Origin of the sequence: Natronosalvus amylolyticus (assembly GCF_024298845.1) — an archaeon.
GTDB lineage: Archaea > Halobacteriota > Halobacteria > Halobacteriales > Natrialbaceae > Natronosalvus > Natronosalvus amylolyticus.
Genome location: NZ_CP101156.1, coordinates 1,782,248 through 1,807,669, shown reverse-complemented (window position 1 = coordinate 1,807,669; position 25,422 = coordinate 1,782,248). Strand labels below are relative to the sequence as shown.

Below are 25,422 nucleotides of genomic sequence, written 5' to 3'. Positions count from 1 at the left end.
GGGCGACCGGCCTGTTGAACGTTGCGAGTGACGATGGTGGCTCTCATCGGGTTCCCACGTGACCGGTTTCGCCGTACGAGGGTGCAATCGCGTCCGGGGCCGAACCGTATTTATCGCTGCCGTGACTGTCACCACGCATGAACGTAGCCGAGGCCTCGAACGCGAGTGAGGCCGTGCTCGAGGAAGTCCAGACCGCCGTCATCGGCGAGCAACAGCTGTTCGAGACGATCATGACTGCGATCGTTGCCCAGGGCCACGTCCTGCTCGAAGACGTGCCGGGCACCGGCAAGACACTGACCGCGCAGTCGATTGCGACCGCGCTCGACCTCGAGTTTACCCGGATCCAGTTCACGCCAGACTTGCTACCGGCCGACATCACCGGCACCCACATCTACAACGAACACGAGGCGAGTTTCGAGTTCGAACGCGGGCCGGTGTTCGCCAACGTTGTGCTGGCCGACGAGATCAACCGCGCCCCGCCGAAGACGCAGGCGGCGTTGCTCGAGGCCATGGGCGAAAAGCAGGTGTCCGTCGCGGGCGATACCTACGACCTCCCGGAGCCGTTTTTCGTCATCGCGACCCAGAACCCCGTCGAACAGGAGGGGACGTTCCCACTTCCGGAAGCCCAGGTCGACCGCTTCATGGTCAAGACGACTATCGGGTACCCCAACCGGGTCGGCGAACTCACGCTGATAAACCGGCGTGCGGACCGACACGCCCGGACGCCGACCGTTTCGCGCGTCGTCGACCGGGAGACGGTACTCGATATCCAGACAGTCCCCGAAACGGTCGTCGTCGACCCGGTCATCCGGGAGTACCTCGTCGACGTCTGTCGAGCGACGCGCGAGGACAGTCGCGTCGACGTCGGCGTCTCACCGCGCGGTGTCCAGCGCCTGTTCGAGGCCAGTCGTGCTCGAGCGATGCTCGCCGGCCGCGATTACGTCGCACCCGAGGATATTCAAGCGATTGCCCACGCGGTGCTCGATCACCGTCTCGTCCTGACGACGGAAGCCGACGTCCGTGGAGTCGACTCGTCTACGGTCGTCGACAGCGCGCTCAACAGCGTGCCCGTGCCGTCGATGGTCGAAGAATAGCGCTTCGAACTGACTATTTTCGGAGTACCAGGGCGACGAGTGCGAGCGTCACTAACCCGGTCGCCAGCGCGGCGGCGGCCAGTCGACGGTCGATCAACGGGACGTCAGTCGCGACCCAGCGATACAGGCCGACGGTCCCGAGTGCGATGAGTGCGCCCGTGACCACGGACCCGGCCGCGTGGACGAGTTCGGCCCGCATCGTTGCGGCTTCACGCCCCAGTTCGGCTCTGATACCGTCTGCGTACTCGCCGATGTCCCAGATGACGAACGCACTCCCAGCGGTCCAGATGGCGGTCTCCGGGCGGCCGATGATCGCAAGCGAAATCGCCAGGCCGAACACGCCGATTGCGGCGAGTGCGGCCCCGATCGCCCGTGGCGGCAACACGCGAATCGTCCGGAGCGTCGACACCGTCCCCAGGAGAGACGCAAGCATTCCCAGCGCGACGATGATCAGCGCCGCGACGAGCCCGAAGGTCGGGAACTCGAGCAGCAACTCTGCGAGCGATTGCGGTTCAAGTTGGACGATCAGGGACTCAAGCGTTGCCTCGATAGCCGGGTCGGCCACGGCGTATGCCAGTCCCAGCGCGAGCACGACGCCGCCGGCCATCGGGGCACACACTCGAGCGAGCACGCCAGCCAGTCCGCGTCTGAGTGCTCGTCGTACCCACTCGCCGAACGCAGCGAGCACCAGCACGCCAAGCAGGGCGAGCAACAGATACCGCAGTGTACCCGACGTCAGCAAGCCCGCCAGCAGGCTGCCAAGCGGTGCCGGAACCTCGGCCTCGAGTTCGAACGGCGTGAGGGGAATCTCCTCGAAGGACTCGAGGACGACGGGGACGAACACGGCTCCAAGCCCGAGCACGATCGAGCCCCGGATCACGAGGCTACACCCACGGCCGACCCCGGCTACGGCGTTCGAGAGGGCATCCCGTCGGTCTGGCGGTACCAGTCGTTCGAACGGGAGATACCGACTCGTAAAGCCGAGGGCGAGTGCGACTGCGATGGTCAGTCCGAAAAACGAGAGCGCGGCCATCGATTGACTCGGCTCGACGACGAATTCGAGGGCGAGTGCACCGATGTCGACCACTGCAGCGCGGGCCTGCTCGCGGACACCGGCTTCTGGCAACACTCGGATGACGACGACGCCAATGACGCCGAGTGCGGCCAGCGTCGCTCCCGTGGCAGCTTTCCTGGCGCCAGCGTCGCCGAGTTTGTCCCAGGAGACGAGCGTTCCGGCCAGCGCCGCGAAGATGAGTGCCCAGACAGTGACGGCGGCGAAGGGGCCGAAGCCGGCGATGCCGAACGCGAACGCCCAGGCGACGACGATGGGTGCGGCTACCATGACGGACGTCGGCACGGCGAGCGCTCCGCCGACGGCTCGAACGGCGGGGTTGGGACTCGCGAGCAAGACCGCGGTGAGCGCCGCTACGACGCCTCCTGCCGTGGCGACGGCGGCGAGGCGTGCCCCGATGAGTGAACCGCCGACGACCAGACAAACCAGCAGCGTCAACACCAGCGTCGCGATGTCACTCGCGGTCGGACGGGCCAGGGCGATTCTGGTCCGTTCGAGTGCGCCGGCGACGCCACGTCGCCCGAGCATCGTTGCCGTCGCCCGTGCGCGCTCGAGGCGACTTTTGTCCGGTTTCGTGCTTCCGTCTCCGGACGGAGAGTGCTGGTCTCGTTCCGTGCCGTGTGTGTACTCTGTCATTGTCTGTTGGCTGCCAGTCGCAGGGCCTGGACGAGTTCGACCGAAAGCTGTTCACTGAGGTCCCAGTCGACGACGACTGATCCGACGCTTCGAACCGCATCGACGCGGTTTCGTCGCTCGAGAGCGGCGACTGACGCCCCCGGCGTCGTTTCCGTCTCGCTCACGCCGGTCGTCATATCCGGGCTGACGACCGTGACGGTTCGACCGCGCAACCGGAGCTGCTCGACCAGGTCGACGGCCGTCTGGTCGGTCAACGGCGTACAGAAGACGACCTGTGCGTTACGCGGGAGGCGTTTCTCGAGGTCGACGGCGAGTCGGCCCCCGTCGGCGATCACCTTCCCTGATCCCGAACCTGCGGATGCCTCCTCGACCGCGTCGTCTACCCGTCGTCGCACGTCGGTGCCGGCGCCGGGGTCGATCCAGGTGTCGTCCTCGAGCATCGCGAAGCCGGTTCGGTTGCCGTCGTCCAGTGAGGCCAACAAACCACGAGAGGCCGCATACATCGTCAGGTCGAACGAGTCGGGGCCACCTGAGATGGAGTCGAGGTGAACGCCCGTTCGATCGTCGACGAGGAAGACCATCGTGACGGCGCGTTCGACGCGATGTTCGATGGTCGCGAGTTCGCCCGTTCGAGCGAGGCGATGCCAGTCGATTCGGTTGATCGGATCGCCGTGGCGGTACTCCCTGGCGGCGTAAAACTCGATGCCGCTGCCGCCCTCGTCGGTCGGTGCTCGACCGACGAACTGGATGGTCTGATCGCGAATCGAAAACGAATCGAGCAGGGTCTCACAGGTGAGCGAGGCGGTCCCGTCGGCTTCGAGCTCGAGGGTGTCGAGGGCGCTCGAACTGAGATTTCGGGTTCGAATCTGCGGTTCGTCGAAGTGGTATTCGCCGCGAGGGGGCAACAGTTCGTACTCGTGGGTGACGGTCTCGTCGGGACGGACTGCGGTTGCAAACGCGGGCGTGCCGGACGTAACGGGAACGCTCTCGGGCACGCCGTCGACGATTCGGACGTCTGGAAGGACGCGGTCGCCGTGGTTCGTCACCGCGAGGGTAACGCGGACGGGTTGGCCTGGCCTGGGTCGTTCCACGTCGAGTGACCGTTCGATCGCCAGCGTTTCCGGCGGGCCGGCACTGGCGACGCCCACGAGGACGTAGCCCAGGGGGACGACCGCGAGCATGAATAGCGCTGGCGCACCGAGGGTGACGGCGAGCAGGCTCACGGCGAGCGAGACGATGAGCGCACCCTGCCAGCGGGGAACGCGCTGGCTCACGCCGTACGCACCTCCCCGGACTGGTGGTTGGCAGTGTTGGTGGCCTCAGTCCTCCGTCTCTCGGGTTCCGTTCCGAGCGCGTCGATAGCCTCGATCGTGTACTCGACGCTTCGGTGAAACGGGTCGGAGGTACTCACGAGATCGTACAACCAGACCGAAAGCGGGAGTGAGGGCCCGTCCTCACCCGCCAGGAACGCGGCCGCGCGGACGTCGTCGGTCCACTGGCCGGTTTCGATGGCGCGCACAGCGGCCTCCGGATCGGTGCCGTCTCCGTACGTCTCGGCGGCAACCCGTCTGAGCGTCTCTCGTAGCCGCGTTCTCGATTCCTCCCGTTGCCACCGAGCCTGGTCTTCGTATGCTGTCGCTCTCTCGAGAAACGCGTCGAACTCGCCACCGGGTGGGGAGCGTTTCGTGGTGCGAGCAAAGGCCCTCGACGGCGAGTCGGATGCTGTCTCGCCGAGCGACGTCGGTGGCTCCCCACGCAACCGGCCCGTAATCCACAGCGTCGCCCCGATTACGAGCAGACTACCGACGAGTCCGAACAGGACGACTCTGGGGTCGAGTGCAACCAGCACTGGCTCGAGTTCGGGGACGGTCTCGAGGAGCGCTTCGGGTCGATACAGGAGGACGACGCCAAAACCGAGCGATGCCGCTCCGAGCACCGTCGCGGCGAGCAGGCCGGTCGTCGATGGCGTCCGACTCATCTGTCCTCCGTTGGGCCGACTCCAGTCGGTTCACCAGCGCTTCCCTCCGCCTCGGCTGACGGCTCCTCGAGGGCGGCCTGTAACGTTGCTTCGGCTTCGGTCGTCTGCTCGAGTCGGCGTTCGGGGTCGCGGTCGCCGTACTCGACGTCACGGAACGCGTCGGCGATGGTATCGACCGGTTCGGCCGGCACGCCCTGTGATTTTACGTCGTGTGCGACGTCGGTCGGCGTGGCGACGTTGAGTGGATACACCGTCGACATCGACTCGAGTCGATAAAACGAACGACGGATTCGCTCTCGTGCAGACGACTGGACCTCCTCGTCGATGTCGGCAGCGGCCGCTTCACTCCTGTTGTCACCGACGATAGGCAGCGAGGCGCGGACGTCGCCTGCTTTCTGTCGCATCGACGCCAGTGCACCGACGAGTGCGGTGACGATCAACCCCGGTATTTCGGCGACGGATTTGACTCGTGCCAACGCGCTCACCGCTCGCTCGAGGAGTTGTGAACAGGCGACCACGGCACCCATAACCAGCGAGACGAGTCGACCCGGAATCGCTCGCAACGTCGCTATCGGGTCGTCTTTCGTCAGGAAGACGTAGGCGACGACGACCACCACGACGGCGAGAACCGCGGTCAACAGCGGCCGGTCACCGAGCGGTCCGAGCGATTCGGTTATCGAGGCGACGATCCCTTCGTCTTCGTCGCTCGAGTCGTCAGTATCGTCGCTCGAGTCGTCAGTGTCGTCCAAGTTGCCAGTATCGTCGCTACTTCCCTCATCGGTCTCGTCCGTGGACGGTTCGTCACTCGAGCCGTCGGCGTCGTCGATCTCCGAACCGTCGTCGTCAGTTGCGTCTCCGTCCGCGCTCGAGTCATCAGTTTCGTCTCCGTCATCGTCGGCCGTCGAGTCGTCGGTACTGGTTTCCGAGTCGTCGGTGTCGTCGCTCGAGTCACCCATCGGGTCACTCGAGTCGTCTCCGTCATCTGTCGTGGCGTCGGTGTCGTCACCCTCGTCAACATCGTCGTCGGCAGTTGCTCCACCGTCGTCGGTTTCGCCATCCTCGTCAGGGTGTTCACTGTCGTCGGTCGTCTCCTCGTCACCATCGTCCCAGGTACCATCGTCGTCTCCGTCATCCATCTCGCCGCTCTCCGTGCTGTCTGATCCGTCAGCATCGAAGCCATCGGCACCGTCACTGCCGTCGTCGGACCCGTCACTGTCGGTCGAACCGTCGAAATCCATCCCACCGTCTGCCACGGTGTCGTCACCCACGGCGTCGCCGAACCCACCGTCGAGGCCGCTGCTCGAGGTCGGGACGTCCAACAGGCCGCCTGAAGAGGTTTCGGCCCCGCCGAGGCCATCTCCGGTCATGCCATCGTCGTGGTCGCCTTCTGCATCGAGGTCGGCGTTGGCGGGCAGACCGTCAGTCGAGCCGCCCATCGCCGCGTATACGGCACCCAGTCCGAACAGGGCGTCGCTCATCTGGGGGTCGGTGAGGTGATCGCCCTGCAGCTCCATTCCCGTCAGGACGGCTGCGCGGGTGATGTCGCCCTCGAGTCCGCCCTCGCCTTCGGCACCGCCAGCCATCGCACCGGCCGGCACGGAGCCACCGTCGAGCTGTAAACTCGAGCCCTCACCCGCTTCGATCCCTTCTTCGAGGGCTTCGGGGTCGATATCACCCTCCTCGATGGCCTGTTCTAGCTCCTCGGGATCGATGTCGCCCGCTTCGATTGCCCGTTCAAGCTCCTCGGCATCCATCTCGCCGTTCTCGATGTCGCTCTCGTCTACCCCCTCGAGTGTGGACGATTCATCCCCGTCGGCGTGCTCGAGCGCCGAGCCGAGTACCGCCTGCTGGACGGCTCGTTCGTGCTCGGCTGCGACTCCTTCTTCCCCCAGCATGGCTGCTGCTGGGGTATCTGCAGCCAGCATGGGCATCGCGCTCGAAGCGAGAAGAATACCTCCGATTGCACACCCAATTGCAATGACGGCAAGCAGCCGTCGTATCCCATCCGATGATCCCTCCATTCAGGTAGGACAATACGTCAGTTGTATTTACATCTTATTGCAGATGCAAGACGGTAGGCGGCGCTGGATGACACTCCTCTCGAAAACCAGATTGTCACAGTACGGCACTCGAGCGCGACGCGGTTTCTATAGTAGTCAGTGAACGTCATTGCACACCCTCTCGCAAGCTGGCGTCGCGTTAGGTGTGTAAATCGTTTCACTGGCTACCATAGATGGCGATGGCTCGAAACGGAACGCTGTCCACTGCGCTTCGGTGTTCAGGAGCCCCAGAAGTTTTCCCGACTTCCCAGTTGCTCACGTGGCCGACGTCGCCCGGATTTCTCCTCGTCATCCTCCGCGGATGCTTCGTCCCCGTCGTCATCGTCGTCCGCATCTTCATCTTCACCCTCGGCTTCCTCGTCGACTTCCTCGTCGGCTTCGAGTGGGAGTCGTTCGAGTACGTCCGCTCGAGCGTGGTTGCTGTGGACGCGGGTGATCTTCGCGCGAACGCGGGCTTTCGGGAGGACGCCGTCGATCATGACGATGAAGCCGTCTTCGGTGCGGCCGACGCCGGCACCGCTTTCGTGCATGTCGACGACGTCGACGATGACTTCTTCGCTGGGTTTGACCGGCTGTGTCTTCAGGTCCTGGATAGGCTGGCTGTAGTGGTTACACCATTCTTTGCCGCCACGGTCGCCGTAGTGGCTACAGCCCATGCCGCTGATTCGCTCTGAGAAGCTCGGGCAGTCGTCTGCGAGTGGACAGTCCGCCATGGCGTCTACTACCTGTGGTATCGTTAAACCGCTTCCGGAAGCGAGCCACGGCTCCTCCGATGTATTCTACAACTCGTGAAACTGTAACGAACCGACTCGTCTGAGCGTCCCTCGAGACGAATCAACTCGACGCCCGATAATCGCGGTTTCGAAAACGTTTACGCACAGGAGACCACAATCTATCATGATGAAGGTACTCGTACCGGTCAAAGAGGTTGTCACCGTCGACGACGCGTTCGAGATCGACGGCACCGCTATCGACGAGCGCTATCTGAGCGCCGATCTCAACGAGTGGGACGATTACGCCATCGAGGAGGCCGTCCAGCTCCAGGAAGACGGCGTCGTCGACGAGGTCGTCACCGTCACGATCGGTGACGAAGACACCGAACAGACGATCCGGCAGGCCCTCGCCAAGGGTGCCGACCGCGCTATCCGGGTGTGGGACGACGCCCTCGAGGAGGTCGACCTGCTGGACGTCGGTGCGAAGGTCGCGATTCTCGAGTCAGTGGTCGAAGCCGAAGAGCCGGACCTCGTGCTGACTGGCGTACAGTCGGGCGACGACAGCTTCGGGGCGACAGGCGTCGCACTGGCTGAAGCCGTCGGGACGCAGTGGGCAGCGGTCGTCAACCAGCTCGACCTGGATAACGGCGCCGACGTAGCGTCGGTTCACCGCGAACTCGAGGGCGGGATGGAGGAGCTGACTGACGTCGACCTGCCGGCGGTACTGTCGATTCAGACGGGTATCAACGAGCCGCGGTACGCGAGTCTCCGGGGCATTCGGATGGCCCAGCGCAAGGAACTGGACCACCAGACACTGGCGGACCTGGGTGTCGAGACCGAGGCTGTCGCGGGCGACCTCGAGTTGACGTCGATGTACGAACCGGAGAGCGAGAGCGATACGACCGTGTTCGACGGGAGCGCCGACGATACGGCTGGACAGTTGGCTGAACTGCTGCGCGAGAAGGGGGTGGCCCAATGAGCGATATCCTCACCATCGCCGAACACCGCCAGGGCGAACTTCGTGACGTCAGCCTCGAGTTGCTCACGGCGGGTGCGGAACTGGCCGAAGAGACCGGCGGCGACCTGCACGTTGCCGTCATCAGCGGCGATGTAGACGCCTACGCCGAGGAACTGGACCGCGAGGGCGTGGACGCAATTCATACCGTCGCCTACGGCGAGGAGTTCAACCACGACGTCTATACGCAGGCGGTGACCCAACTGGTCGATTCCATCGGCGCGAGTTACGTGCTTGGGGCGAACAGCGTGAACGGCCTGGATTACCTGCCCGCGGTGGCGACCCGACTCGATGTACCGCTGGTGACCGACGTGGTCGGCCTCGAGACGGCTGGGGAGACGCTGACGGCGACGCGCGAGATGTACGGCGGGAAAGTCGAAACGACCGTCGATGTCGAGGAAACGCCTGCGGTGGTAACGATCCGTGGCGCGGAGTGGCCCGTCGCCGAAGGCGAGGGTTCAGCCGCCGTGGAGGCATTTGAGGCGGAGATCGACGAGGACGCCATCGGCTCGAGCGTGAACGGATTCGAGGAAGTCGCGGGCGGCGACGTGGACATCAGCGAGGCGGACCTGCTGGTGTCGGTCGGCCGCGGTATCGACGAAGAGGAGAACCTCGAGTTGATCGAGGAGTTGGCAGCGGCGCTAGATGCGACGATGTCGTCGTCACGGCCGATCGTGGACGCTGGGTGGCTGCCGGCGAACCGACAGGTCGGTCAGTCCGGCAAGGTCGTCACACCAGATGTCTACATAGCGATCGGTATCTCCGGCGCTGTACAGCACGTTGCAGGGATGAAAGGGTCAGATACGATCGTGGCGATCAACACGGACCCGAACGCGCCGATCATGGACATCGCGGATTATGCGATTCACGACGATCTGTTCGACGTGGTGCCGGCGCTGATCGAGCAGTTCTCGTAAGTTGCTCACGCGAGCGGAGCGAGCGTGTTTTTTGGCCGAGATTTTTGGAGGTTGGTTCACGGCGGTTGTGTTGCGAGGATCCACCCGTCATCCGTGAGTCAACCCCTCGAGCCGACTGGATTGATAGTCGGTGGTGGGATCCTTCACCGCTCATGTGAATATGGAATTAGTAGTGTGTTACTATTAACACGCAACTAACTCCCTCCACACAGTCTCGGTAAAACTCAAATCGGAGGTCTCGAGCGAGTAAATCTGTCGTGAAATAATACAGCACACTTACCACTTAATTTGGTTGGATATTAGATAGTTTTACTATATATCTCCCGATAGAATTATGGCGGTATTCTCGAATGCTGAGTGTATGTCTTCACCCCCTACAAGACGTTCGGTGCTATCGACGCTTGGTGCAGGCGGTTTGGGTGCGTTGGCAGGCTGTCTCAGTGACATAGGCGGGCTGTCGTCGGATTCCGAAGCGGACGCGGTCGGCGGCACTGATCGGACGATACAACTCGGGATTATGCAACCGTTGTCCGGTGATCTCGGGGCGGTTGGCAACCCAATTGCGGATGCCGCCGAGTTGCCAGTCACACAGGTCCGGGATGCCGTCGATATCGGTATCGAGTACAATACCGTCGACACCGGTGCTGATCCGATCAGGGCGATTGAGAAAGCGGTGTCGCTCGTCGAGGCTGGCTATCCAATGGTCAACGGCCCGGCCGCATCCGGTGTCACGCTCCAGGTGACCCAGCAGGTGCTGATCCCCTACCGTGCCGTCTGTTGCTCACCGGCGAGTACGAGCCCGACGATATCGTTCCTGAACGACGCCGGACTCGTCTTCCGGACGGCGCTTTCGGATTCGCTACAGGCCGTTATCCTCGCTGATCAGGCCGCGACCGATCTGAGTCACGAGCGGGCGGCGACCATGTACGTCAACAACGATTACGGCTGGCAACTCAGCCAGGCGTTCACTCGGGCGTTCCAGAGCCAACACGACGGGGCGGTCACCGCACAGGTTCCCTTCGACGAACTCTCCGAAGGCGAAGATCGCTCCTACAACGGGGAACTCGAGACGGCACTGGCCGAGGACCCCGACCTGCTCGTCGTCATCGGCTATCCGCGGACGGGAGCCCAGATTTTCACGGACTTCTTCGATATGGGCGGTGACGCGGACGTGCTCGTCACTGACGGGCTTCGCGATGGGACGCTCGCCGAGAACGTCCCCTACTCACTCGACGGGATCCGAGGGACGGCACCGCTCACGGCCGGGCCGGGTGCCGAGGCATTTACCGAACGCTACACCGAGGCGTACGATGTGGACCCTGGAATTTTCACCGCACACGCCTACGACGCGAGTGCGGTCTTGTTGCTGGCCAACGCGTTCGCCGGTCAGAACGACGGGACGGCGATTCGCAGTGCGATGAACACGGTCACGACCGATCCGGGAACGGTCGTTACTCCGTCAAACCTCGCCGAGGGGCTCGAGTTGGCAGCGGCCGGTGAACCGGTCGAGTATCAGGGTGCCTCGAGTTCGGTCGTCTTCGACACCAACGGTGACCCGGTCGATGCGACGTTCGAGTACTGGGCGTTCGACGAGAGCGCCGATGGTGGTATCGAAACGATAGACGAGGTGACACTCGAATGAGCCTGCTCGCGCGCCTGGTGCCAAACGCGATACGCCGGCGGTATCTGCTAAAATTCGTGATCTCGATTCTGGCGGTGACGCTGGTTATCGGGGCTGTCGGTGCGGTGAGCTACACCGAAATCGACCGGACTGTTCGTGCCGATTCGACCGACCAACTGGCATCGACAGCAGAACTGCAGGCCGAAGGGATCGGCGACTGGGTGGAGACCATGCGCGTCCAGACGCGAACCACGTCGACTGACTCGACGTTGCGTTCGGACGATACACAGGAAGTCCAGGGCGCAATCGTCGAGATGCAAGCCAGGCTCTCGGTCGACGTGCGAGCCATACACGTCGTCGACACCGAGAGCGGCGCGGTCGAAACCAGCACGAACGCTCAAATGCGCGGCATCACCCTCGAGGAAATCGACGAACCGTGGACGGACGCGGATTTCGCGAGCGAACTCGCCGCTGACGAGTCCGTCTGGAACACCGACGAGGCCTACGAGTCCTCGACGCTTGGCGATCAGGTGATGGCCTTTGCGAGCCCGGTCACCGAACGCGATGACCGCGTTGTCGTGTTGATCGGCACTCTCGAGTATCGGGTCAACCAGCTCGATCAACCCGGTGCGGCCTCGTCGACGATCATCGTTGACGCTGAGGGGGATGGCGTGTTGCTCTCGGATGAAACGACCTTCGACGCGGCGGATGTCGACGACGAGGCCGTGGCTGCGGCACTCGGTGGGCGGATGTCCGTCGCCGAAGAGGGTGACTTCGTCAGGGCGTACGTTCCCGTGGCGGACACCCAGTGGGTCGCCGTCTCGAGTGTTCCGACGGAAGCGGCCTACGGCGTCGCGACAGACGTGGGCCAGTACGTCGCCGCCATGCTCGCGGTGAGTCTGATCGGCCTCGGTCTCGTCGGCGTCGTTCTTGGCAGACAGACCGTCGGCCCGCTGACGCGGCTTCGCGACCGGGCCGCCGAGATGGAAGGTGGCAACCTCGAGGTCGACCTCGAGACGGATCGAATCGACGAAATCGGGCAGTTGTTCGACGGCTTCGACAGCATGCGTACATCGCTGCGAACGCAGATTCAGGAAGCCGAATCCGCACGCAAAGAAGCCGAAACCGCACGGGCAGAATCCGAAGCGATGACTCGTCATCTCGAGGCGAAAGCCGACGAGTATCGGACCGTGATGGACGAGTGTGCGGGTGGTGATCTGACGCAGCGGCTCGATCCGGAGAGCGAGAGCGAAGCGATGACCGACATCGCGCTGGCGTTCAACGCGATGGTCGACGAACTCGAGGAGACGACAGCCCACGTCAAGGAGTTCGCCTACGAGGTGGCAACGGCAAGCGAGGAAGTGACCGCCAGTTCGGAGGAAGTCCGGTCAGCCTCCGAACAGGTGACGGGCTCGGTGCAGGAAATCTCCGATGGCGCAGACCGACAGCACGAAGAACTCGAGGCGGTCTCGAGTGAAATGGACGGTCTGTCGACGACGACAGAAGAGATCGCAGCCTCGTCGAATCAGGTAGCCGATCTGGCGGCACGGACAGCCGAAACCGGGCGCGAGGGCCGTGCAGCTGCCCAAGAAGCGATCGAAGGGTTGGCCGAAATCGAGGCCGAATCCAACGACGCGGTCGAGGCGATTTCGGCTCTGGAAGCAGAGATGCGCCAGATCGACGAACTGGTCGAGTTCATCTCCGATATCGCACGCGAGACCAACATGCTCGCGCTCAACGCGAACATCGAAGCCTCCCGTGGAGGCGGAAACGCCGGGAACGGCGATGGGTTTGCCGTCGTCGCTTCCCAGGTCAAAGAGTTGGCAGCGGACGCAAAGGAGACCGCAGAGGACATCGAGAGTCGAATCGACCGAATCAACGACCGAACGGACGAGACCGCCGCCGAAATCGAGGGAACCGCCGAGCGAATCGCTGCCCATAGTGACTCCATCGAAAACGCGGTCACCGCACTCGACGAAATCGCCGCCTACGCACAGCGAACCAACGACGGCGTGCAGGAAATCTCTGCGGCGACCGAAGAACAGGCTGCGAGCACCCAGGAAGCCGTCGCGATGGTCTCGAGTGCGACGCAGATCGCCGAGACGACCTCGCGGGAATCACAGCACGTCGCTGCCGCGGCCGAAGAACAGACCTCCGCCCTGTCGGAAGTCTCCTCGAGTGCGAGTTCGCTGGCAGACCAGGCAGCCCACCTCAGCGAAGCCCTCGAGAAATTCGATACGGACGCGTCCCGTGGCGATATCGGCGGCGTGAGTGGGGTCGAGGACGTTGAGGCGGGTGCCGCCGATTTCGAATTCGACGAAACGACGGCGCTCGAGGCCGAGGGGCCTGCAGATCAGGATGACACCGTAGACGAGGCAGCCGACGAAACGTTCAGATTCGGTGACAACGTTGACAACGAGTAATATCACCGCTTTCTGACGGCTCGCCGCTGTTCTTTTGCTCGCTGGCAGCCTCCTTCCTGTATGACGCCGCGAACACACTCCGGGCGGGCGAGCGATCACATTCGGGGCACGAATCGACAGCGAGAAACTGACTCGAGTCAGTCGACGCGCCGGCCACCGAAAACGAGCGTCGTTCTACCGCTTGCTGACCGCGTCGAGAGGCTCGAGCGCCAGCATCGTCGGTTGGCAAATACGGTCGCAGCGCTGGCACGGCACGCAGGCATATCTGTTGGACCGCCCTGTACCGCCTGCGGAGACTGCCATCTGTTGTTCGAGCACGGCCGTCTGCGCTGTCCTGCGTGTGGGCGTGTTGAAATTCCGTGATACAGTAGACCGTATGAGTGGCTGTCGTAGCCAGGCAACCGTCACCTACTTTTGAACGCCGTCCTAAGCCCGGACAATGGAACCCCTGGAGCATCGTCGGACGCTCATCGAGGATCGGCTCGTCGAGGTCGTCGACGGGATCGAGCCGGATGCCCTCAGCGATGACGTTCGACACGTCGCACTCTCTGGCGGGAAACGGGTGCGGCCGACGGTGACGATACTCGCCTGTGAAACCGTTGGCGGCGCCGCGGAAGATGCGGTCGATTTCGGCGTCGGCATCGAACTCGTCCACACGGCATCGCTGGTCATCGACGACATTATCGACCGGTCTGAGCTGCGACGCGGCACGACGAGTGCCTGGGCCGAGTTCGGTCACGGCCCGGCTATCGTCGCGAGCGACGGATTACTCGGCGAGGCGTTCGCCCTCTTCTCGTCGGAACCGGCGGCGATGCAGGTCGTCGCCGAGTCGATGGTCGAACTCGGCGTCGGCGAAGCGACCGAACTCGAGGCTAAACCGGAAACCGAAGCCGAGTACATGACGCTGGCCCGGCGAAAGACGGGAGCCCTGTTCCGGGCAGCGGCTGAACTCGGTGCAATCGCCGCCGGCTCCGATACGTTCACTGTCGAGGCACTGGGTGAGTACGCCGAACGCGTCGGCGTCGCCTTCCAGATCCGCGACGACGTGTTGGACGCCGTGTCAGACGCTGAGGAACTCGGCAAGCCGACGGGACACGACGCCGAGATGGATCGCCCATCGCTCGTTCAGGTCACAGACCTCACGCCCGAGGAGGCGAACGAACGGGCGCGGGCGGAGGCCGACCGGGCCATCGACGCCCTCGAGACCGTCGACGTCGTCAATACCGAAGCGCGTGGCTACCTGCTCGACCTCGCGGAGTTCGTCGTCGAACGCACCCGATAGTCACTCGAGACACCATCGGTAACCTGCCCTCGAACCCGGACGTGATCGGAAGTGGCCCCGGGCCAACAGTGACACGATTGGTAGTAGCTGACCGAAGCAACAGCCTCTTTGACTGGCTCGACGTGCGGTTCGATATGATCGATATCGTTGCACACACCGGTACCGAGCATCCGAACCTTCTCTGGGTCGCTGCTCCGTCGTTGCTTGCGTTCGTTCTCGGACTGGGAATCGGCAGCTACAGTGACCGGATCCGACGCGTACTTGGCTTCGAGCGAACAGAAACGCACTGATACGTTCTCTGATCGCCCGTTTTCGGAGCGTGCTCGAACCGGGGACCCGCGTACCGGAAACACGGTAAAGGACTCCGAAAAAAGCGGGCATTCGATAGCTGGTTCCCTCTCATATTCGAGGATGGACCTTCGCTCGAGTGACGGTGTACTGTCGCTGATTTTCAGGCGCGTCCGGCCCGCTGACGCTCGTCCCCATCGCCAAATCGGGATTCGGCGACGGCGAACGTGAGCGTACTCGCAATGCCGACGAGGGTTCCGGCCGTGAGTGCTGTCGCGAGATAAGCGATTTCGACCTCGCCGAGGAAGAACGCACTCACGGCGTGTAGGACGGTCGCCATCGCGAGGACGTAAAACGGAGCGTTGAGGTAGCGCCACTCGAGGCGGCCCGCGATGTACTCGTCGGTAATTTGACCGAGACTCGTCGTAATGCCGGCGGCTGCGAACCACTGGATCGATCCATACACCAGCGCTGCGAGCACGAGAGGGACTCCGAGTTCGCCGCTCGCCTGGTCCTGGTAGGCATGGAGGGTGTTGCGGCCGCTCACCCCACCCAGTACGACCAGTGCGGCAGCGACCACGTAGGCGATGAGGGTCATCCGGCCGGCGTACAGCGACCGCCGAACCCCCTCGACGGTACTGTCCAACCGCTCGCCGATACCCAACCCACGTGAGATGAGATAGAGACCGAACAGCGTCGAGGTCAGGCCGAGCATCGCCCCCGGTACCTCGAATACGATGCCGATCAACACGAGCGGGTAGACGAGCAATAGAATCCCGATCGGAATCAGAATCGTCCCACGCGTTTCCGGGTCGGCCAGCACCTGCTTGATGGTGTAATACATCGACTCGAGGTTCTGGGACTGCCTGACGACGACCCGCCTCACCCCGTCGATTGGCACTCGAGAGCGGACGATCGGGACGACGGACTCGTCCTGTGCGCCGTCGGTCACGAGCAACGCGGTGACGTCCTCGCCGGTCGAGAGGCTCGCGAGGACGGTATCGACCTCCTCACCGACGGTTCGGTTGGCGACGACGTCTGAACCCTCGACGCCCGTGACTACGGCCACTTCGACGCTCTCGTTTCGCGAGTCGAGGTCGTCGTAGATGTGGATGCCCTGAAAGATGACGTTGACGTCGGAGTCTTCGGGGTCGGCGGTCGCTAAGGCTACTGCGGCCTCCTCGACTGCTTCGCGGCCGATAACCGGCGTGGAGAAACCAGTCTTTCGACCGAGGTCGTCGTCGAGGTCGACACACAGGACCAGCAGCATCGGGCGAACGTTGTACGTCGTGGTATTTCCCTCTTCTGGGGTTCGAAGACGAGCGACGGTGCTCGCGGCTGTCGGCTGTTGGGGCGTCAGCCCGACCGCAGCGTTCAACGCACTAGAGACACACCCTCTAGTATGAACGGCGACGCCGAAGGTGAATGCGCTGGGGAAGACGACACCGACTCGAGGCTCCCGGAGAACGCGGCACTCGTCTGCATCGACGTCCAGCAGGGGTTCGACGATCCGGTGTGGGGCGAGCGGAACAATCCGAAGGCCGAATCGAACATCGCCGCATTGCTCGAGGGGTGGCGAGCGAGCGACCGGCCGGTCGTCCACGTCAAACACTGCTCGACGGAACCCGATTCGCCGCTGCGCCTCGATTCGCCGGGCAATGCGTTCAAACCCGAAGGCGAGCCGCTGGCCGACGAACACGTCGTCGAAAAACGGGTCAACGGTGCCTTCGTCGGCACCGACCTCGAGTCCTGGCTTCGGGAACGAGCTATTTCGACGCTCGTTCTGTGTGGGTTGACGACCGACCACTGTGTGTCGACGACGACCCGGATGGCCGAAAACCGTGGATTCTCGCCACTCGTCGTCGCTGATGCCACAGCTACCTTCGATCGGACGGGCTACGATGGCACACACTACGACGCCAGCCTGAGTCACGAACTCGCACTGGCCCATCTCAACGGCGAGTTTGCACGGATTGCGGAGACGGCAACGCTGCTCGAGGACCTCGAATCGTCTTCGTTGTGAGATTCGGCCACCCTCTCACTCGGCTGGCTCGAGTGCGTCGGATTCGAGATGTACGTGGGCGTCGTGAAACTCGAATCGAGCCCCACCGCCGTCGCTTTCGATCGCGTGGACCGACCAGCCGTGGGCGTCGGCGATCTGTTCGACGATACTGAGCCCGAAGCCGGTTCCGTCGGGGTTCGTCGTGGCCCCGAGTTCGAACAACTCCTCGGGCGACCTGGCGAACCCACTGCCGTCGTCTTCGACGAAAAACCCGTCTCCCTTAGCCTCCGAACCCAGCTGGCCGACGGCAATCGTCAGCGGTTTTCTCTCACCAGTCCCGTGTTCGATTGCGTTCCGAAAGAGGTTCTCGAACAGAGCTCGAACACGCCCTTCGTCTACCGAGAGGGTGCCATGGGTCCGTACCTCGAGGCGTGCATCACCGGTGTCGACCGCATCCCAGGCTCCAGTTGCCAGCGCCGGTATCGGTATGTGCGTTCGTTCACCGACGGTCTGGCCCTGTCGGGCGAGTTCGAGGACATCCCCGATGAGTGCTTCCATTCGGCCGAGCGACCACTGGAGTTCCTCGAGGGCGTCGCTCTCACAGTCTCTCTCGAGCAGTTCGAGATACCCCTGAGCGACGTTCAGCGGGTTTCGCAAGTCGTGGCTGACGAGGCTCGCAAACTGCTCGAGGCGTTCGTTCTGGCGCTCGAGTTCGCGCTGGGAGTGACGCTGTTCGGTGACGTCACGAAAGGCGTGGACGGTGCCCTGGAACTCGCCGTCCTCGAGGGGGAGCAATCCGAGGTGAGCATCGTACTCGCGGCGGTCCCCGCCAGCGGTATAGAACTCCACATCGTGGCTGAGCGTCTTCTCGGTGGTATCCGACGAAAGGAGCCGCCGGACGTTTTCGACGTACTCGGTGACGTTCTCGGGGCCGAAGTACCCTCGCTCGACGAGTGTTGGAAACGGCGCGCCGACGATTTCGGCGGCGGGCTCTTCGAAGCTGTCGACAAACGCTCGGTTGGCCCAGCTAATCGTCGCCTCGGAATCGAGGACGAACATGCCGACGGGAGCAGTCTCGAGGATCGATTCGTACTGTACCAGTTCCTGTTCTCGTCGCTTTCGTGCGGAGATATCGTGGGCCACCCCGATGGTACCGACGATGGTCTCATCATCGAGTATCGGGGCCAGCATGGATTCGCCGACGCGTCGCGACCCATCCGCGGTTTCGAGCGAAAACTCGACCGGGTTTGGCTCTCGACCGGCCTCGAATACGGCGTCCGTCGCGGCCGAACTGGCTCGTTCGAATACGCCGTTTCCGACGAACGTGGCGACGTGTTCGCCACAGACGACGTCCCGGTCGTAGCCCGTAAACGAACACATCGCGTCGTTCACGAACAGACAGACCCCGTCGCTATCGGTGACGAACAGTGGAGTGGGTACTCGCTCGAGTAGTGCTTTCGGCCCAAGCGGTAGCCCAGCCTCATCTGCCCGGTGCTGTTTGGACTCGCACGCTGGCGTCTCTGCTGTCGCACTCTCGGAAGCTCCGTGCGGCGGTGACGCCGAGCGGGACTCGAGGCCTAGCCGTTCGAGGGCAGCCCCGAGCCGGTGTCTGAGATGGGCGAGTCGAGTGCCGTCCGACTCGAGGCTTGCAAGGCGAATGTAATCCGCGACACCAACCGTTTGCACGTCCTGTAGTGAGAGTGTATCACGATCGGGTTCGAGAACGACGATAACCGGCGTCGGCGCAAATCGTTCGACGAGTTCCGAAAGACTCGTGGCTGTGACCGCGGGGGCTCTACAGACGATACACTCCGGCGACTTCGGAATCTCTGATAGCTGTGTGACCTGCCGAGTGGTCACTCGCTCGCCCCCAGACTCGAGTGCGTCCAGGATGGTTTCGTCCTCTGTAGTATGCGTTGGTGAAACGTAGACGACGCCTGTCGACATTTGATTGATTGGCACACAATCGCACTCGAGGGAAATAAGCGTACAGGCTGGCGCCTGATGGGGAACGTCGTCACCAGGGGGAGATCGGCCCCACGACGGAATTCGCACAGTTTTTCAGCGTTCGCCCGTTATGGATGGTACTGAATGATCTCGAAGGGCTGTGAGCAGTGTGCGAAAGGAGGGAAGATGGTGCTGTTCGTCTATGGCTACTGCGACCAGCGCGACTGCTTTTATTGCCCGCTCGGCGAGAACCGCAAGAACGTCACCGACGTCTACGCGAACGAACGACTCGTCGAGTCCGACGAGGACGTGCTCACCGAAGCCCATCGGATGGACGCTCTCGGAACTTCGATCACCGGTGGGGAGCCACAGGAAGCCCTCGAGCGAACCTGCCACTATCTTTCCCTGTTGAAAGACGAGTTCGGTGAGGACCACCACACCCACCTCTACACTGGTATTCCGGGTGGACGCGAGAATATGCGACGGCTCTCGGAAGCCGGCCTCGACGAAATCCGCTTTCACCCGCCGCTCGAGCAGTGGGGCGACCTCCACGGCACCGAGTGGGAGGAGATTCTTTACATCGCCCGCGAAGAGGGGCTGACCCCGGCGTTCGAAATTCCCGGCATTCGACCTGAACCGGAGTTCCTCGAGTTCCTCGACGAGGGAGCCGCCGATTTCTGTAACGTCAACGAGTTCGAGATGTCCCACGGCAACTACCGACGAATGCAAGAAGAAGGGTTCGAACTCAAGGAGGGACACATGAGCGCCGTCGACAACGACCGGGACGCGATCCTCGAGGTGATGGGCGACCATCCACGCGTTTACTTCTGTACCTCGGTGTTCAAAGACGCCGCCCAGCACCGACGCCGGCTCAAACGGATGGCCCGGAACATTCGACGCGAGTTCGACGACATCACCGACGATGGCACGCTCGTCTATGGAAAGACGAGGGCCGAACCGGCCGATTTCGAAGCGCTCGGTGTCCCGGAGGAGTTTTACACCGTCAAACCGAACCACGTCGAAGTCGCCTGGTGGCTGCTCGAGGAGATGATCGAGGAGGGTGACCTCGAGGATGGGGAAATCGTCGAGCAGTATCCGACGTACGACGGCCAGGTAGTCGAGCGAACGCCGCTTGCCTGACCGCGAGCGACGACAGAGCGAGCGTTTTTGGTGCAGATTTTTGCGGGAGTGGTGAGCGAGGGTGACGAGCGAAGCCGACCGGAAAAAGGTGCATGTGCCAGGTAGTCGAGCGGACGCCGCGGGGGTAGGCGGGGCCCGCGAGCGAACGCCGCTGGCGTCACTCGAGCGGGAAACGGTGAACCGACTCGGGGCTTGACCTCGAGGCACTCGGCCTGCTTTTCTGTAGATTATAGGCCTCGAGTCGCCCGTTCGGCGTCCATAGAACGGTTCTGGGGACGTGTCAAAGGGTACTTACCCCCGGCTCTGTTCTAGACGACCAATGAGTCAGGAGGGAGAATCTGCGACTTCCGACCGGAAGAAATACGAGTTCCAGAAGGTGATCGAGGAACTCAAAGACTTCGAGGGGTCGGGGACGCAACTCGTGACGATCTACATCCCCGAGGATCGTCAGATCAGCGACGTGGTTGCGCACGTCACCCAGGAGCATAGCGAGGCGGCCAACATCAAGTCCAAACAGACGCGGACGAACGTCCAGGACGCGTTGACGAGCATCAAAGACCGACTTCGATACTACGACACCTTTCCACCAGAAAACGGACTGGTCATCTTTTCGGGGGCGGTCAACGCTGGCGGCGGGCAGACCGATATGGTAACCAAGGTGCTCGAGGGACCGCCGCAGCCGGTCGAATCGTTCCGCTATCACTGCGACTCTGACTTCCTGACCGAGCCACTCGAGCACATGCTCGAAGACCAGGGGTTGTACGGTCTGGTCGTTCTCGACCGGCGGGAGGCCAACGTCGGGTGGCTCAAAGGCAAGCGAATTCAGCCGGTCAAGTCCGCGTCGTCGCTGGTTCCGGGCAAACAGCGAAAGGGTGGACAGTCCGCCCAGCGTTTCGCGCGACTTCGCCTCGAGGCCATCGACAACTTCTATCAGGAGGTTGCCGGTATGGCGAACGAACTGTTCGTTCCCAAGCGCCACGAGTTAGACGGCGTCCTCGTCGGCGGTCCCTCCCCGACGAAAGACGAGTTCCTCGACGGCGATTACCTTCACCACGAAATTCAGGACAAAGTCCTCGGCAAGTTCGACGTCTCCTACACCGACGAATCCGGTCTGAAGGACCTGGTCGACAACGCCGAAGAGGCGCTGGTCGATGCCGAGGTGATGAAAGACAAAAAGCAGATGAACCGCTTTTTCAAGGAACTGCACAGCGGCGAACTCGCTACCTACGGATTTGCTCAGACCCGTCGCAACCTGATGATGGGCGCAGTCGAAAATCTGCTGTTGAGCGAGGACCTGCGACAGGACGTCATCACCTACGCCTGCGAGGAGTGTGGCAACACGGATTACGAACTCATCGACCGACGCAAGGCGACGCCGTCTCACGACTGCAGTGAGTGTAACGCGCCCGTCGAGGCCGAAGAAGACGACCGTGAAGACGCCATCGAACACCTCATGACGCTGGCCGAACAGCGTGGCACCGAGACCAAGTTCATCTCGACTGATTTCGAGAAAGGCGAACAGCTGTACAACGCCTTCGGCGGGATTGCGGGTATTTTGCGGTACAATACGGGCGTCTGATCGGGCGATTTTCGGTGATTCTTGGAACTCCCGAGAGGCTTTGAGAAGCCGAGAGTGTCCGAAGATGTTTCCGAATTGCTATTCTGCTCCTTCCTCGAGTGGCTCACCACAGTGCGGGCAACACGCCTCCTGCTTTTCCTTGTCGGCCTGCTCGATGAAACCGGAGGCGAGAATCGAGGCCGGGAGCGCGAACAGTCCGATGCCGAGCATGGCGATGACGCCGCCGACGAACTGACCGACGGGGGTAATCGGATGCACGTCGCCGTAGCCGACCGTCGTCAGCGTGGCGACGCCCCACCAGAACGCCTTCGGAATCGACGAAAACGCCTCGGGTTGCTGTGGATGTTCGATGTAGTACATCACGCTCGAGGCGACGACGAGCAACAGTCCGTTCATGAAAAATGCCAGAACGAGCTTTTCTTTTTTATCCGCGAAGACGTCGCCGAGTGACTGTAACGCACTCGAGTAGCGGGCGAGTTTGAGGAGTCGAAACAGCCTGACGAGTCGCAGCGCCCGGAGGAAGCGAAGGTCCGTGTTGACGCCGCCAAGGGCGAGATAAAACGGCAGGATTGCAACCAGATCGACGACGAGCAGCGGTTTGCTCGCGAACGACAGGCGGCCGGTGATCGGTCCGGTGTAGCCCTCCTTTTCGACGGCTGACCAAACACGAGCCACGTACTCGACCGAAAAGACGATGACTGAGGCGACTTCGAACCAGTAAAAGAAACTCCCGTAGGCGAGTGCGAGAGTGTCGACGGTCTCGAGTATCACCGCGACGACGTTCAACACGATCAACAGCATGATCGCCCAGTCGAGACGGTAGCCGATGCGCCCGCCCAGATTCGGTTCGAACAGTTCGAACGTCCGCCGACGAATCCGACCGTATCGCCGGCCCCCCTTCGATGTGGCCATGGCTTGTGCTCGAGATGGTGAATACTATAGTTTTCGCCATGTCTCCGGTCGAATATAGTCGACGGAATCCTTCCACGGAGACTAGTCGTACAGAAACTGCTCGAGCTGGTGCCGTCGACGCTCGAGGTCGACTGCAGGCTCGATATCGGGGTCGGCGAGCAATCGGTCGAGCGTGAGCAACGGGTCGACACCGGCGCGTTCGGTCGCCTCGAGCAACTTCTCGATCGTTCCTCGGTTCATCGCCAGCGACCGGCAGGACTCGAGGGCGAGTGCGAAGGGGACGGCACCGGCTTCCGTTCGTGGGAAGTCCTCGCTGATCGTCTGGGTTCTCGGGGCCTCGAGTGGTGGCGCGTCCGTGGTCGCTTCGAGGGTCACGCCGAGACAGTTGGGGCAGATTGTGGCCCCTCGAGGGTTTGGCACCTCATCACGCAGATGGGTTGGCAGGTGCGTCGGCTCGCGATAGGGTTCCGGGAGGGATAACTCGAGAACGGTGTGTGAACAGTGGGGACAATCCATACTGGCGCGGGGAACTCCGCTCAGTCGCTCGCGACGGGCTCTTCGACGGCGGCTGCTTCGGCCTCTGACTCGGCCTTTTCTGCTGCCTCTTCGGCCTCTTTCTTCTCTTTGATCTTTTTCAGTCGGAAGATCTCCTCGCGTTCCTGTTCTTCGAGTTTCTGCTCGATGAACTCCTTGTTTTCGTAGAGCTCCGGGAGGAGTTTGAACTCGAGTGCGTTGACGCGGCGTTTCGTGGTCTCGATCTCTCGCAGCATCTTCTTCATCGCGGTTTCGACCTCGGCGGCGAGGATGATGCTCTGGAGGAGGTCCTCGTAGGCTTCGGCTGCCTCGTCGATGCGCGCCGAGGTGCCCATGATACCGTAGCCACGCTGGTCGAGGCTTTTCGTCACTTTCGAGGATTCGATCTGCGGGACGACGACGCCCATGATGTTTTTGGACTCGGTCGTAATTTCGGGGTGCTCCTGCAAGGCAGCGGCGGCTCCGCGGACGGCGACGTCGCCCTCCATCGCTCGAGCCATGTTGATCGTCTTTTGAGCGCGCTCGTAGTCCTCAGAGAGCTCACCGCGGACGTCCTGGGCCTGGTCCAGAATGTCCATAAACTCCATAATCAGCCCGTCGCGTTTCTTCTCGAGGGTGCCGTGGCCACGCTCGGAGAGGTCGATGCGATCTTCGATCTGCATCAACTCTTTCCGGGTGGGCTTGACGTCCTTGGCCATCTTGTGGGTCGCTTGCGCCCGCAGTCGGATAACTGTTTACAGTTTGGCTCGCTCGAGTGACGCGCCCATCGTATATTCAAAGGTTACTGCAGAGTGCCCGAGGAGCACGTTGCCAATCATCGGTTCGATTTCCGCTTTTGCTCGGGGTGATCCGCAATGAACACGCTCGTGTTGTCCGGAACATCGTCAGTCACCCAGGAGTTCGCACCGATGCTTACATGATCACCGATTTCTACCGGTCCGAGCACGTTACTCCCTGCGCCGATGACGACGTGATCGCCGACGTCGGGATGGCGCTTGTAGTCTTTCGCCAGCATGTGGTCCTCGCCCTCCTCCTCCTCGAAGTGGAGTGCGCCCAACGTGACGTTCTGGTAGATCCGGGCCCAGTCGCCAACTGTCGCCGTTTCCCCGATGACGACCCCGGTCCCGTGATCGATGAAGAAATATTCGCTAATCTTCGCGCCTGGATGGATATCGATGCCGGTCTCGGTCTTCGAGTATTCGGCAAGCTCGCGTGCGTACCCGGCGCAATCCGCTTCGTAGAGGTGGTGGGCCACCCGATGGGTCAGGATGGCGTGGAACCCGGGATACGATCGGATAATTTCACAGTAGCTCTTTGCCGCTGGATCGCCTTTGTAGGCGGCCTCGACATCCTTCTTGAGGGAGCGTCTAATTGCTGGCAACCGATCGAGCGTTTCGTCTGTGATCGCAGTCAACTCGGCACCGTCGCGGTCCGAATAGGCCGTGATGCCGTTTTGTATGCAGGTACCGAGTTCAGTCAGGCGGCCACGAGTTGCATCGGAATCATCCAGCAACTCCGTCGCGTTCCAGCACTTGGGGAACAGGAGCTGTTTGAGGAGCGGTGGCTCGTCGCGCAGCGAATCGCGACGGGGGTAGACCCTCGAGGCACTCGTCGGCATGGGTGAACGATCTGCCCGATACGATTCGACGAGTTCGGTATGTGCATCGCCGGTGTACTCGTATGCCATTTCGTAGGAGTTGACGCTGTCGAGTAAAGTTAGTTACTGCACTTCGCGCTTCTATCACTATTCGGTGGTGACCGTTGACGGGCCACGCGAAAGGGTCGGTGACCCTCGAGGAAATGCACAATCCGAATACCTTCCTCGTTGATGTCGTCTCTTTCGATGTGGGGGCTGTCAACGCCGATAGCGGTTCACGATGGTCAGTGCTCCGAGCAGGACAAGATAGGTACCCAGTGCCCCGATACCGGCCGCGAGGACGTATTTTGGGGCGAGAAACGCACCAACGATTCCGGTACAGATACCCGCGATGAGAAGTGTCGCTTGCACGCGCGGTTGCTCCCACACCGTTCGAACGGCCACTCGATACCTGATTGTGACACTCTCGAACGCCAGCGTGGCTCCGCAACCGACGGCGAAGGCCCACCTCGAGAGGGGTGTCTCGAAGAGGAAGGCAAGCAGACCGAATACGAAGAACACGGCGAGTGCGAGCAGGCCGTCACGGGCGACACTCATGGGATATCACGTTGT

The 25,422-nt window shown here is 62.3% G+C and carries 24 protein-coding genes; 12 read left to right on the top strand and 12 right to left on the bottom strand.

All coding sequences use genetic code 11. The features are described from left to right. Positions 1–137 precede the first annotated feature (137 nt). Complete coding sequence (locus NLK60_RS08490; protein WP_254807374.1) at positions 138–1,094, top strand: AAA family ATPase; 957 nt, start codon at positions 138–140, stop codon at positions 1,092–1,094. Positions 1,095–1,107: 13 nt separating this feature from the next. On the opposite strand, the gene NLK60_RS08485 is transcribed toward NLK60_RS08490, so the two are convergent. From NLK60_RS08485 to NLK60_RS08465, 5 genes are all read right to left on the bottom strand, one after another. After that, positions 1,108–2,802, bottom strand: coding sequence for a DUF7519 family protein (locus tag NLK60_RS08485; protein WP_254807373.1), 1,695 nt, complete (start codon positions 2,800–2,802; stop codon positions 1,108–1,110). Then, complete coding sequence (locus NLK60_RS08480) at positions 2,799–4,076, bottom strand: DUF58 domain-containing protein (protein ID WP_254807372.1); 1,278 nt, start codon at positions 4,074–4,076, stop codon at positions 2,799–2,801. Before NLK60_RS08480 ends, NLK60_RS08485 begins: the two co-directional genes overlap by 4 nt. Continuing rightward, complete coding sequence (locus NLK60_RS08475; RefSeq protein WP_254807371.1) at positions 4,073–4,780, bottom strand: DUF7269 family protein; 708 nt, start codon at positions 4,778–4,780, stop codon at positions 4,073–4,075. The genes NLK60_RS08480 and NLK60_RS08475 overlap by 4 nt, the downstream gene beginning before the upstream one ends. Further along, positions 4,777–6,801: a hypothetical protein gene (locus NLK60_RS08470; RefSeq protein WP_254807370.1), complete on the bottom strand. Its 2,025-nt coding sequence runs from the start codon at positions 6,799–6,801 to the stop codon at positions 4,777–4,779. Before NLK60_RS08470 ends, NLK60_RS08475 begins: the two co-directional genes overlap by 4 nt. Positions 6,802–7,058: 257 nt before the next feature. Further along, the gene (locus tag NLK60_RS08465) at positions 7,059–7,553 is read right to left on the bottom strand and encodes a TRAM domain-containing protein (RefSeq protein WP_254807369.1); all 495 of its coding nucleotides are present in this window, start codon (positions 7,551–7,553) and stop codon (positions 7,059–7,061) included. Between the two features lie 187 nt (positions 7,554–7,740). Here NLK60_RS08465 and NLK60_RS08460 point away from each other — a divergent pair, with 187 nt between their 5' ends. From NLK60_RS08460 to NLK60_RS08430, 7 genes are all read left to right on the top strand, one after another. Next, a complete protein-coding gene (locus NLK60_RS08460; RefSeq protein ID WP_254807368.1) occupies positions 7,741–8,532 on the top strand; it encodes an electron transfer flavoprotein subunit beta/FixA family protein in 792 nt (263 codons plus the stop codon). After that, a complete protein-coding gene (locus NLK60_RS08455) occupies positions 8,529–9,485 on the top strand; it encodes an electron transfer flavoprotein subunit alpha/FixB family protein (protein ID WP_254807367.1) in 957 nt (318 codons plus the stop codon). The genes NLK60_RS08460 and NLK60_RS08455 overlap by 4 nt, the downstream gene beginning before the upstream one ends. A 361-nt stretch (positions 9,486–9,846) precedes the next feature. Continuing rightward, a complete protein-coding gene (locus NLK60_RS08450) occupies positions 9,847–11,127 on the top strand; it encodes an ABC transporter substrate-binding protein (RefSeq protein ID WP_254807366.1) in 1,281 nt (426 codons plus the stop codon). Next, positions 11,124–13,529, top strand: coding sequence for a methyl-accepting chemotaxis protein (locus tag NLK60_RS08445; RefSeq protein ID WP_254807365.1), 2,406 nt, complete (start codon positions 11,124–11,126; stop codon positions 13,527–13,529). The genes NLK60_RS08450 and NLK60_RS08445 overlap by 4 nt, the downstream gene beginning before the upstream one ends. 60 nt (positions 13,530–13,589) lie before the next feature. Then, positions 13,590–13,892: a hypothetical protein gene (locus tag NLK60_RS08440; RefSeq protein WP_254807364.1), complete on the top strand. Its 303-nt coding sequence runs from the start codon at positions 13,590–13,592 to the stop codon at positions 13,890–13,892. A gap of 76 nt (positions 13,893–13,968) precedes the next feature. Further along, positions 13,969–14,811 carry a polyprenyl synthetase family protein gene (locus tag NLK60_RS08435; RefSeq protein ID WP_254807363.1) on the top strand — a complete coding sequence of 281 codons (843 nt, stop codon included), beginning with the start codon at positions 13,969–13,971 and terminating at the stop codon, positions 14,809–14,811. A gap of 134 nt (positions 14,812–14,945) precedes the next feature. After that, entirely contained in the window at positions 14,946–15,101 is a 156-nt protein-coding gene (locus tag NLK60_RS08430) for a hypothetical protein (protein ID WP_254807362.1), read from the top strand. 161 nt (positions 15,102–15,262) lie between these two features. On the opposite strand, the gene NLK60_RS08425 is transcribed toward NLK60_RS08430, so the two are convergent. Continuing rightward, on the bottom strand, positions 15,263–16,369 hold the full coding sequence (locus NLK60_RS08425; protein ID WP_254810448.1) for a DUF373 family protein: 1,107 nt from the start codon (positions 16,367–16,369) through the stop codon (positions 15,263–15,265). A 132-nt stretch (positions 16,370–16,501) separates the two neighbouring features. Here NLK60_RS08425 and NLK60_RS08420 point away from each other — a divergent pair, with 132 nt between their 5' ends. After that, complete coding sequence (locus NLK60_RS08420) at positions 16,502–17,122, top strand: cysteine hydrolase family protein (RefSeq protein WP_254807361.1); 621 nt, start codon at positions 16,502–16,504, stop codon at positions 17,120–17,122. Positions 17,123–17,137: 15 nt separating this feature from the next. Here NLK60_RS08420 and NLK60_RS08415 read toward each other — a convergent pair whose 3' ends face one another. Next, positions 17,138–19,063: a sensor histidine kinase gene (locus NLK60_RS08415; protein ID WP_254807360.1), complete on the bottom strand. Its 1,926-nt coding sequence runs from the start codon at positions 19,061–19,063 to the stop codon at positions 17,138–17,140. Positions 19,064–19,192: 129 nt separating this feature from the next. On the opposite strand from NLK60_RS08415, the gene NLK60_RS08410 reads away from it, so the two are divergent. The 3 genes from NLK60_RS08410 to prf1 all read left to right on the top strand — a co-directional run bounded on the left by NLK60_RS08410 (position 19,193) and on the right by prf1 (position 21,767). Next, on the top strand, positions 19,193–20,188 hold the full coding sequence (locus NLK60_RS08410) for a radical SAM protein (protein ID WP_254807359.1): 996 nt from the start codon (positions 19,193–19,195) through the stop codon (positions 20,186–20,188). A 61-nt stretch (positions 20,189–20,249) separates the two neighbouring features. Then, positions 20,250–20,384, top strand: coding sequence for a hypothetical protein (locus NLK60_RS19515; RefSeq protein ID WP_256530366.1), 135 nt, complete (start codon positions 20,250–20,252; stop codon positions 20,382–20,384). A gap of 123 nt (positions 20,385–20,507) precedes the next feature. Continuing rightward, positions 20,508–21,767 carry a peptide chain release factor aRF-1 gene (gene prf1 / locus NLK60_RS08405; RefSeq protein ID WP_254807358.1) on the top strand — a complete coding sequence of 420 codons (1,260 nt, stop codon included), beginning with the start codon at positions 20,508–20,510 and terminating at the stop codon, positions 21,765–21,767. Between the two features lie 78 nt (positions 21,768–21,845). On the opposite strand, the gene NLK60_RS08400 is transcribed toward prf1, so the two are convergent. From NLK60_RS08400 to NLK60_RS08380, 5 genes are all read right to left on the bottom strand, one after another. Beyond that, the gene (locus tag NLK60_RS08400) at positions 21,846–22,679 is read right to left on the bottom strand and encodes an ion transporter (RefSeq protein ID WP_254807357.1); all 834 of its coding nucleotides are present in this window, start codon (positions 22,677–22,679) and stop codon (positions 21,846–21,848) included. Positions 22,680–22,760: 81 nt separating this feature from the next. Continuing rightward, positions 22,761–23,195 carry a DUF6276 family protein gene (locus tag NLK60_RS08395; RefSeq protein ID WP_254807356.1) on the bottom strand — a complete coding sequence of 145 codons (435 nt, stop codon included), beginning with the start codon at positions 23,193–23,195 and terminating at the stop codon, positions 22,761–22,763. A gap of 20 nt (positions 23,196–23,215) precedes the next feature. After that, on the bottom strand, positions 23,216–23,911 hold the full coding sequence (locus NLK60_RS08390) for a V-type ATP synthase subunit D (RefSeq protein WP_254807355.1): 696 nt from the start codon (positions 23,909–23,911) through the stop codon (positions 23,216–23,218). Positions 23,912–24,027: 116 nt separating this feature from the next. Beyond that, the gene (gene epsC, locus NLK60_RS08385; protein WP_254807354.1) at positions 24,028–24,900 is read right to left on the bottom strand and encodes a serine O-acetyltransferase EpsC; all 873 of its coding nucleotides are present in this window, start codon (positions 24,898–24,900) and stop codon (positions 24,028–24,030) included. A 168-nt stretch (positions 24,901–25,068) separates the two neighbouring features. Then, entirely contained in the window at positions 25,069–25,407 is a 339-nt protein-coding gene (locus tag NLK60_RS08380) for a hypothetical protein (protein ID WP_254807353.1), read from the bottom strand. Positions 25,408–25,422 lie beyond the last annotated feature (15 nt).